General features: G+C 53.7%; 5 protein-coding genes. 1 reads left to right on the top strand and 4 read right to left on the bottom strand.

What is annotated here, in order from left to right:
• The 4 genes from ABYA88_RS13895 to ABYA88_RS13880 all read right to left on the bottom strand — a co-directional run.
• On the bottom strand, nt 1-1,797 hold a 1,797-nt coding region (locus ABYA88_RS13895), incomplete at its 3' end, for a DUF4347 domain-containing protein (protein WP_373187991.1).
• Between the two features lie 110 nt (nt 1,798-1,907).
• Nucleotides 1,908-3,008 carry an efflux RND transporter periplasmic adaptor subunit gene (locus tag ABYA88_RS13890; protein ID WP_373187990.1) on the bottom strand — a complete coding sequence of 367 codons (1,101 nt, stop codon included), beginning with the start codon at nt 3,006-3,008 and terminating at the stop codon, nt 1,908-1,910.
• Nucleotides 3,009-3,127: 119 nt separating this feature from the next.
• Nucleotides 3,128-5,272 (bottom strand): biotin/lipoyl-binding protein, encoded by a 2,145-nt coding sequence (locus ABYA88_RS13885; RefSeq protein WP_373187989.1) that lies wholly within the window; start codon nt 5,270-5,272, stop codon nt 3,128-3,130.
• Entirely contained in the window at nt 5,260-6,267 is a 1,008-nt protein-coding gene (locus tag ABYA88_RS13880; protein ID WP_373187988.1) for an efflux RND transporter periplasmic adaptor subunit, read from the bottom strand. Before ABYA88_RS13880 ends, ABYA88_RS13885 begins: the two co-directional genes overlap by 13 nt.
• Nucleotides 6,268-6,829: 562 nt before the next feature.
• Here ABYA88_RS13880 and ABYA88_RS13875 point away from each other — a divergent pair.
• On the top strand, nt 6,830-10,135 hold the full coding sequence (locus tag ABYA88_RS13875; protein WP_373187987.1) for an EAL domain-containing protein: 3,306 nt from the start codon (nt 6,830-6,832) through the stop codon (nt 10,133-10,135).
• The last annotated feature ends 14 nt before the right edge of the window (nt 10,136-10,149 follow it).

The raw sequence follows: 10,149 nt of genomic DNA, 5'->3' as shown, positions 1-10,149 counted from the left end.
CGTCACGGAGTCGCTGGTATCAATATCAGAAACGGTGAAGCTGCCACTGCTGGTCAATCCAGTATCGGTTTCATTGAGAGCCACACTGGCCGGACCGCCTGTAATTACAGGCGCATCATTGGTGCCCGTAATGGTGATTGTCAGCAATGCCGTGTCTTTTCCGCCCTGCTGGTCGCTGACCGTATAACTGAAGGTATCAGTCAATATTTCTCCGGTCGCCAAGGCCTGAACCGCAGTTGATGCATTGTCCAGGTTGTAGCTGTAGCTGCCGTTCGAGCTTATGGTTAACGAGCCATGGCTCCCGGTCACGGCCGTACCAACGCCGCCTGCGCTGCCATTAACGGCAGACACCGCCAGTTCGCTGATCGGACTATCAGGATCACTGTCGATGCCTGCCCCATCATCGTCTGAAATAACGTTGCCATTGGCGCTAGTCGGTCCGTCCTCTGTGACCGATGCAGTATTGTCGGTGGCGTTAGGTGGGGCGGTATACTCAATGACCAAACGGGGTGGCGTGCCGGTTTCTGCACTCCTGTATTGAACGCTATCTGATCCAGAATCCGGGCTACCCAAGAGTACCCCGAAATTGTTTGCGGTTCCGTCGAGCCAGGCTTGTACGGTGGCGGTGAGATTCCAGTCGTGGAAGCCGGTATTGTCCTTCGCTGCGAAGTAGGTATCGATGATCGCACCGACGGCTGGCTGATTATTCCAAGTTACGGTGTTGCCATTCCAGGTTCCGGTCACCTGACTGACGGTGATGTTTATGTCATCCTCTACATCAATAGCGTTAAGGAGTAACGTGGCAGACGTGATAATAGATCCTGCGGGAATCGAACTGATATCGAATTGAATGAGCGTTTTCTGGTCCCCGAGCCCGCCCCCTCCAGCATTAACAAATAGATCTACCGAATTGCCGTAATTTGCAGTGTCCGAGTCGTTATCGACATACGTATCCTGCGACGGATTAAGCGTAGTAGTCGCCAGCGTACCCAGCCACGACTCTTGCAAGTCAGCGTCAGCAATAATACTGGTCTCGATATTGCCGCTGGCAAATTCCAGCTCCCAGTCGCCGCCCAGCGAGAAGTGCCCTGTCAAATCATCGCTGGCTGCTATATCGCTGCCGGTGATGAGCGCCAGGTCATTTAGTAGCCGTTGTCCGGCTGGGTCAGAAGCCAAGTTACAGCCGTAAATCAAAATATCAGCGTTCTGACTTAGCGATTGGCCCCAGTTGGATAGCTCCGCTGTGAAGGTGTCCAGGGTAGAGATGCCTATCCAGCTGGCTCCAAGCTGAAAGCCGGTATTATCACCATGACTCAGCAGATGGATAGCATCGACACCTTGGTATTGGGCAAGGGTGTGACTGATAAAAGCGGCACCATCAGTATCCGACTGGAGTACAAATACCTGGGTTTCAACGCCGGCCCGGTTTTCTATACCTTGCAACAGCTGCAGATAGTCCGGTGCGCTTGCATCGATGAACACCAGTTCCAGCCGTTCACTCGGCTGATCCGGAGACAAGGCCAAGGCACTGAATTCCCCCGTTAAGGCGGACTCGTCGATAGAAGAAGGGAGGGCCGGTTCATCGGTTTTCAGGTTCTTGAACAGCTCAACGCTATCCTGCAGGGTCAGGCGGGCACTGTCGTCATCGGAGGAGGGTGAGGCTGGTAACAGACCCGACAGAGCGTCGGCCGACAGCAGTATCTTGGGCTCCATCGGCTCGAAAAACACATTAGGCTCATCAACACGAACGGTTTGATGATCGGCGCCGATTAGCCACTGCACTAATCTACGGATCATGACATTTTCGCGCCGTCAGGGTCATTCCAATGTGGTTGGCCATACTGCGTCATGCCAAATCACTCGATTAGTTTAAAAGGTTTGTCCGACCCCGGGGGCCGTGGCCCAAGCTACACACCCTTGTTCAATGACACCTGAAATCCCTGCTTTTCCAGCTGCATCCGTTGCCTTTCGGCATTGCCAAGGGAGTTGAAGAGCCCGAGCAGGATCGTCCCGCCATTGGGACCCCTGTCCATTGTCAGTGGATCAGCCACCCCGGCCGCCCGCAGACGGGTGATGAGCGCCCTGGTTTTTTCGTGGGACTCGGCCTGTTCGGTCGTGACAAGATAGTAATTGCCTTGGACTGGTGTGCTGGCCGCAGTTGTCTGCAGGAATTTGACCGTGCATTTCAACCCGGCGGGAATTCGGTAATCCGGATTGTCCAACTGCAACCGGACGCCGAAGGTATTGCTGGCGGTGTCGCCTACCCGATCAATGATCGAGACCACAGCGTCCAGTTGCTGGTCAACCAGGGTCTCTGGCACGATCTTGGCGCGCATCTTCGGTTTGATATCGCGGAAGTACTCCATCGGAACGATCGCCTCTACGACCAGCGGATTCAGCTCGGCCATCCGCAGAATCGCATCCTCTTCCACACGCTCACCAGGCTGTTTGAGAGTATCAATAACAAAACCGTCAAAGGGTGCCTTGATGGTCTTTTGGTTCAACTGCTCAATGGCACGCTCCAGCTCCAGTTGCCTTACCCGCGCCAGCTCTTGGGCCTGCACCAGGCGCTGGCGCGACAGACGAAAATCGCGCTCGACCTCATCGACCAACTCAACCGCGATCGCTTGCCGCTGGGATAGCGATTTGGAACGCTCCATACGACTGGAATCGAATTCAACGTTGATCTTGCCCAGTTCAAGCTCGGATGCAATCGCTGCTCGATAACGCGCCAGCTCGACATTCGCGCGCTCTACATCTGCATTCATCTGCGCAATGGGCTGCCCCTTGCGGACTTGCTCGCTGCGTTGCACCAACACCTGATCGACCACACCGGGAATCGGACTCGACACATCCGCTACCCGATTGGGATTGATCACACAATCAACCGCGGGAACGTGATCGCTGCCGGTTGTGTTGGCCTGGGCAAGGGTAGGTTGTAATAGCAGTGAAACGACGAAAAGGGCTGTATTTGAGCTCCAGGAATGGAATTTTAGCTTGCTTACCATGCAGGAGGCTCCAAATGCACAATGGATCGATTGTCAGGATAGTGTCTGGATAGGCTTGGTACAGTCTAGATGATGCGGGGTTTTAGAGCTACAGATCCAGGATGAATCTGTTTTCAGCTTTATTCATGCAGCCAGAGATGGCGCAGGTAGCGGGTCAACTGCCCGGCCAGGGATTCTCCGCTATGCACAAAACGCGCATGCACGCGCTGGCCTGGAAAAATTCCCTGATGCTCGGCCAGCTCAAGCTCTACCTGGTAAATACGGGTCAACGCCTGCAGACCTGAATCGTCCCGCGCATCCACGGCCGTCACGCCCCCGGCACTGCTGCCCAGGTATCTGCTGGGGAGACGATCACTGAGTAGAGGTATTTCCCGGGACAAGCTGGCTTTGAGCTCATCGTGTGGTTGCCCTGGCAAGCGAATCCTGATGCGTTGAGTGTCCTGCCTGATCTCTTCGATCTGTGATTGGGGTATGACAAAGCGGGCAGTCAAGCGATCAGGGTCGAGGCTGTATCCCACCAGATCGCCGCGTTTGATGAAGCGTCCCTGCAAATCCTGCGCTAAGGGCAGTACCAACTGCCCCGAGCGGTGACTGACGATGGAAAGACCGGTGATCTGACTATTAATGTCGTTCAGTTCTTTTGTCAGGTTGTTGATCCGGGCTTTGATGACTTCAGCCTGAGACCGATCCCGGGAAAGACCCTGGTTAAGTTTGCCACGTAGCTCATCAATCCGAGCTTCAACCACCCTGCGCTGGGCATCAAGCTCGATATTGGACAGGGTCAGAATCTGATCTCCGGCTTCAATCTGTGCCCCATCCTGCCCATGCACTTCACGAACAATGCCTGAGCTGGCTGCACGAATCGCGGCGTCCTCGGGAATATTCACCAGGCCCTGGGCATAGGTGGTATCGGGTACGGGTACCGACATGATCAGCACAACTATGACAGCGGCGATCGCGCTGACCACAGCTAGACGGCGCTGAAGGTTAGCCCTTTGTGCGGACGCGTACAGTGCAGTCATGTTCTTGATGGCCGGATAAAGCATTTGCGAAAGGATTGCCCACAGCGCCAGGGCCATACCCAGCACAAAAAATTTCCCAGATACCCAAAGTGCTATGAAAAGTGAAATAAAAATCCGATAGACCGCTGCGGCGATGCCGTAGAAGAACAGCCATTTTGCTTCGCCGACAGCGGTGACAGGTGACCTGGCATCCGGGATGCCGACGGCATGGCGTTTAACCAGATAACCCAGGTATTGCTGACTACGGGTTGCCAGGTTGGGGATCTGGATCCACTCACTGAATACGTAGTAACCATCAAAACGTAAAAGTGGATTGGCGTTGAACAGCACGGTCGAAATACCGCCAATCACCATAATGCCGAAGGCGATATCCCGCCCCACTCCTGTAGCACCATGCAGCCACCAGATAAGTGCCATCGAGGCGAGAAAGGTTTCCATCATGATGCCCGCTGCGCCGACCAGAATACGTTGGCGCCGGCTGGTAAAGCGGTTGGCTGCGGAACTGTCGACATAGGGAACGGGGAAAAAGACCAGGAGCATAATGCCCATATCATGGACAACGCCTCCCCAGCGTTTGGTTGCCAGCGCATGGGCCAGCTCATGCAGTGCTTTGACCAGCGGATACAAAAGCCAGAAATAAAGCAGATACACAGGATCATTGAAGCGGGCTGCGCCGTAGTCGACCAGTTCGTCCCAGCGCATCCAGCAAGCCACCAGCGCGTAGAGCACGACGAACAGCCACAGCCAGGTGATCATCTGGCTCCGTGCCCAGCCCAGGTACGGCATTGCCATAACGAGGTAGCGGTCCGGATTGATTAACCGAAACTTAATGGAGAAAGGGCGGGAAAGGTTTTTAATGATCTCGCTGAGCTTCGACGGTTTTTGGCCGTTAGCCAGGTCAGCGGTTCTTTTATCATCCTTCAACAGCCCCGATGACGTCAGATTGGCCAGCAGCAGGATGACATCGCTCTGATTCAAGCTGTCAGCGGTGTCCTTTTGCAGGTCAGCATGGATCTCCCCGACCGTCGACTGGCCATCGAGACTTTGGATGAAAGCCTCTGCATTGGTGCTGCTGCGAAAGTATCGCTCCGCGTTCTGGTCGGCCAGGATGAGCCAGGGCTGGCCTCGATATTCATGGATGTATCTGCAAACGCCATCGTGCAACTGCGGGCGCAGGTCCTTCACCCGGTCCCAGGTATCGCTGAGCGAGAGGGTTGTTGAGTGTTGTTCTAAGGGAGCCATTTCCACAGCCACAGCACCACCGCGTTATACAACTCATGAAAGTAGATCCAGCCAAGAGATCGTTCACCCGCTTCGATCTTGGCTACCCCCTGCATCCCCGGGCGTAACGCCTCGGGATGGTCATCCAACGTACCTTCGACCCGGTAGACCAGTGAGTTGGGGCGATCTTCAAATACGGGGGACACTTTGGTGACTGCAAAGCCCAGCTTCTTGCCGGGTATAGCTTGCAGTTTCACGTAGCCCACTGCACCGGGTTTGATCTCCGCAATGTCCTGCTCCTGCACATAAACGACAAGGCGATAGGCGTTCAGCGGCGCCACCTCAAACAATACGTCACCCAGCTCAACCGGAGCACCCAGTGAGCGACTCAGGTCACCAGTGATAATATAGCCGTCCATGGCGGCGCGAATTTCAGCTCTTTCCAGCTTGCGTTGCACCAGGTTCAGCTCGGCGTCTGCCTGGCTGACCTGTGACTTGAAGATATAAGCTTGAGCCATATCCCGCTGGCCCAGAGCCTGCCGATATTGCCGGTTGTATTCATCTCGCTCGGACTCGAACTGCAGACGCGATAGCTGCAGTTCATGGTCGTCCATGCTCGCTAGTATCTCGTCGGCAGCTACTGTTTCTCCCGCCCGTTTGGGCGCTGCCTTCACGTAGCCGGCAAAGGGTGCAACCACCGCCCGCTGCACGCTTCCCTCCAGCGTTGCCTGTGCGCTGACCCGGTAGGTTCCTTCGATCAATGACAAGAGCACTATCGCCAGCAGCACCCCGCCAGCCGCTTTTTTTACCGGTGCTATGGAGCCCAGCTTCAATGCGCTCCACTCACGCAGCTGATGCCATTTAGCCTGCCAAGGATGGGTGCCGGCCGGTGGTTCTGGAGCGCTGGCAGGGGCAGGCTGATACTGGAGCAGCAGCGCCAACCAGCGCTCTCCCCATTTCAATAGATGCAGCACTGTCTGCTGCTGCTCGGGCTGAATTTTGATTTGAATAGCCACAGCCAGCTTTTTGTCCGAAGCCGCGTCCAAAGGGGTTGCTAGAATGTAATCGAGGGCACTCGGGTCGAGTTTTTTAACGATCAGGCGGTTTTGTAGATGGGCCTGCTGGGCCAACCTGATACAGGCTGTAGAGGGGAGCTCTCCCATAGGCCACTGCAAGAGGGAGTTTGTCTCTTGCTCGGCATCAGTCAGGAGCACTGCTCTTTCTGTGCGCCCCATCATTTGGCAGATCAGATCAAGCCAGGCCGACAAGATGTTCTTTTCAAGCATGCTTAACCGCTGCCCCTGCCATGATGTTATGCAAATCAGCAACTCTACGTTGCATCGTCGGAATATGAAACCAGGCAGTGAGGGAACGGAGATCCCCGTGCGAACCATCAGTGTGTTTTGCGGCTAAGTATGGTCTGCGTTTGGGATAATAGAACTGATTGATGGATCATCATTATCATGTATCCCTTTAGTAAAGGCTCAGGCAAGATGAATTGGCCAGCGGACGGTTCGTAGGACACGCGTAGAATACTAATAAACTGCCGCGGCACTCAGTGCGATGCCTGGAGAGAAGATGATCAAACCTGGTTATCCCAGTAACGAAGCAGACCGGCTCGAATCTTTAAAGGCTACGGCTCTGCTGGACTCCTTGCCGGAAGAGCGCTTTGATCGTATTACACGGCTCGCCGCGCGCATTTTTGACGTGCCTACCTGCTTCTTGTCCCTGGTCGATAGCGAGCGTCAATGGTTCAAATCCCGCGTGGGGATGGATGCGTGTGAGCTAGGCCGGGATATCTCCTTTTGCGGACATGCCATTCTTGAAGCGCAACCGTTGGTTGTTACGGATGTGTTCAATGATGAGCGCTTTCATGATAACCCGTTGGTGACGGGTGACCCTTACATTCGATTCTATGCCGGCGCGCAGGTTCACGATATCAGCGGGCATTGCATCGGCGTCTTGTGCCTTATGGATTCAAAGCAGCGTACTTTCAGCGATATGGAGCGCCGTAATCTAAGGGATTTTGCTGATTTGGTTGAGCATGAAATCACTAACATCCGGCAAGAAGAGTACCGCAGGACCCAATTGCTGTTCTCCGCCAGAATGGAAGCCATGCTGAGCACATCCCCGGATATTATTCTGGTGATAGACGATCAGTATCGTTTTGTAATCTGTAATGAGCATCCTGATTTGCTGGGACCCAGGCATCAAGTGATAGGCAGGACCATAGAACAGGTTTTGCCTGCGGACCTGGCACGGTCAATGTCTGAGCGAATCGATGGGGCGCTGACCACTGATGCGCTTATTCATCATGACTACACGATCACTGAAAGTGGTCAGTCCTTTGAAGCGCGCTTCAAGAAAATCAACGCTAATGAAGTGCTGGTGGTGGTCAGAAATACAACAGAACAGGAGCGCAAGAACTCCGATTTACGACGCCTGTCCGAAGTGGCAAGGCAGACGACCAATGGCGTGTTGATAACCGATACACAGGGCCTGACTGTCTGGATAAATGAGTCTTTCACCAAGTTGACAGGTTGGAGCAGCCAGGACCTGATTGGGAAAAAGCCGGGTGAGCTGCTTCAAGGCAAAGATACCGATCCTGCCACGGTCAAAGTCATGGCTGCGGCCTTGGCCAGACATAAAGGGTTCAATGTAGACATTCTGAACTATTCGAATAAAAAGGTTCCGTACTGGGTCAGGATTGCCTGTAATCCCCTCTGGGGCGAGGGTGGTGAGCTCAAGGGGTTTATCGCGATTCAATCTGATATCAACAAAGAGCGCAGTGATTCAGAGCTGATTCGGAGCAGCGAGCGCATGTTGCGAGCGGTGATTGATGCCAACAGTATCGGAACGTGGCGATTGAACCTTAACACAAGCGAGCTGATTATCAATGATAAGTGGGCGACTTTACTGGGCTACAAACTTCGTGAGTTGACCCCAATAGATCGCTTTACCTGGGAGAGATTGACGCACCCTGATGATCTGGCCAATTGTAATATTCTTCTGAACAAGCATGCGACGGGACAGATTCCCGCGTATGAAGCCAATACCCGCATGAAGCATAAAAACGGATCGTGGGTATGGATCAATACACGTGGCCGCCTTACTTCTCGTACGCCTGATGGAAAGGCTGAATGGGTGCTCGGAACCCACTTTGACGTCAGTGCGCAAATTCACGCTGAAAGCAGTCTCAACGAGCAATCAATGCAGATGGAAGCGATCGTCGACAATATGCTCGATGGCGTTATCAGTATTGACCACAAAGGGATCGTTCTGACTTTCAACAAGGCGGCGGAGCGTATTTTCGGCTACAGCAGCGCTGAAGTCGTCGGCGCGAATCTCAACATGCTCATGCAATCTCCCCATAGAGATCATCATGACACCTATATTGCCAACTTTACCGATCAAGGTATCGGCAATGTACTCGGCCGAAATCGCGAACTGGAGGCGCTGCACAAGGATGGACGGGTATTTCCCATAGAGCTGGGCCTGGCGCAGGTGGAGCGGCTCGGGGAGCTTAGCTTTATTGGTATCGTACGGGATATCACGGGTCGTAAGCAGGGTGAAGAAGAGATAAGGCGACTGGCTTTTTATGACATTCTCACCGGCCTGCCTAACCGGCGCCTATTGCAGGAGAGGCTAGAGCGGATTATTGCCAACACAGAGCGTGAACATAAGTATGCAGCCCTCATTTTTCTGGATATGGATAACTTCAAGAATCTCAATGACAGTGCAGGCCACAGCAAGGGTGACCTGTTACTGACACAAATCGGTTCACGCTTGTCACATTGTGTACGCGAGGGCGATACAGTGTCGCGCCTGGGAGGCGATGAGTTTGTCATTGTGCTCGAATCATTGGGTCAGAATGAGCAATCAGCGGCTAACCGAGCAGAAGTCGTAGCAGAAAAAATCCTCTCTGAGCTGGCGCGCGAGTTTGATCTCGACGGTTTGCCCTACAGTGGTTCAGCAAGTGTCGGAGTCACCATATTCAACAACAGCGACACTTCTATCGAGGATCTCCTCAAGCAGGCCGATATGGCCATGTACAAGGCCAAGGCAGCAGGTCGTAACGCCAGTCACTTCTTCGATCCGCAAATGCAGGTGGCAGTCACTCAGCGCGTTGCCATGGAACAGGGTTTGCGGGATGCCATCAAGCTCGACCAGCTAAGATTGTTCTATCAAAGCCAGGTCGACTCAAGTGGACACATCACCGGCGTAGAGGTCTTGCTGCGTTGGTTGCACCCGACCAAATGCATGATCTCGCCAGCACAGTTCATTCCCCTGGCAGAAGAGACGGGGCTTATACTGCCTATTGGCGAATGGGTGTTGGAAGAGGCCTGTAAAACCCTGGAAAGCTGGTCCCGGGACCCACTTCTGGACAAGCTATCGCTGGCAGTCAATATCAGCGTTGTGCAGTTCAGCAAGGGAGATATCGTCAGTACTGTCCTCGATGCGCTTAATCGTACCGGAGCGCCACCCCACAACCTCAAGCTGGAAATTACAGAGTCACTCCTTGCAAACAACTTCAAGGACGTCAAAACCAAGATGTTGGATCTCCAGCGTCACGGCATTTCTTTTTCGATTGATGACTTCGGTACCGGTTACTCTTCATTATTCTATTTGAAGCAACTGCCCATCAATCAGTTGAAAATTGATCAGAGCTTTGTAAGAGATATTATCCACAGTGCGAACGACAGGGCGATTGCTCAGGCGGTCATTACGCTGGCTGAGGCCATGAATCTTGATGTCATTGCAGAAGGTGTTGAAACCCAGGAGCAGCTTTCTATGCTCGCTAGCCTAGGTTGTTATGCCTATCAAGGTTACCTGTTCGGCAAGCCTTGCGAGCTGCACAGCCTGGATGCTGCGGGTATGTTATAGCTTCGGAGGCCAAT

Origin of the sequence: Halopseudomonas sp., assembly GCF_041579695.1 — a bacterium.
Classification (GTDB): Bacteria; Pseudomonadota; Gammaproteobacteria; order Pseudomonadales; family Pseudomonadaceae; genus Halopseudomonas.
This window is presented reverse-complemented; position numbering and strand designations above follow the sequence as displayed.

Excerpts from the sequence above, each read along its gene's own strand:
- ABYA88_RS13875 (WP_373187987.1), top strand. The coding sequence starts at position 6,830 with ATGATCAAACCTGGTTATCCCAGTAACGAAGCAGACCGGCTCGAATCT.
- ABYA88_RS13885 (WP_373187989.1), bottom strand. The coding sequence starts at position 5,272 with ATGGCTCCCTTAGAACAACACTCAACAACCCTCTCGCTCAGCGATACC.
- ABYA88_RS13890 (WP_373187990.1), bottom strand. The coding sequence starts at position 3,008 with ATGGTAAGCAAGCTAAAATTCCATTCCTGGAGCTCAAATACAGCCCTT.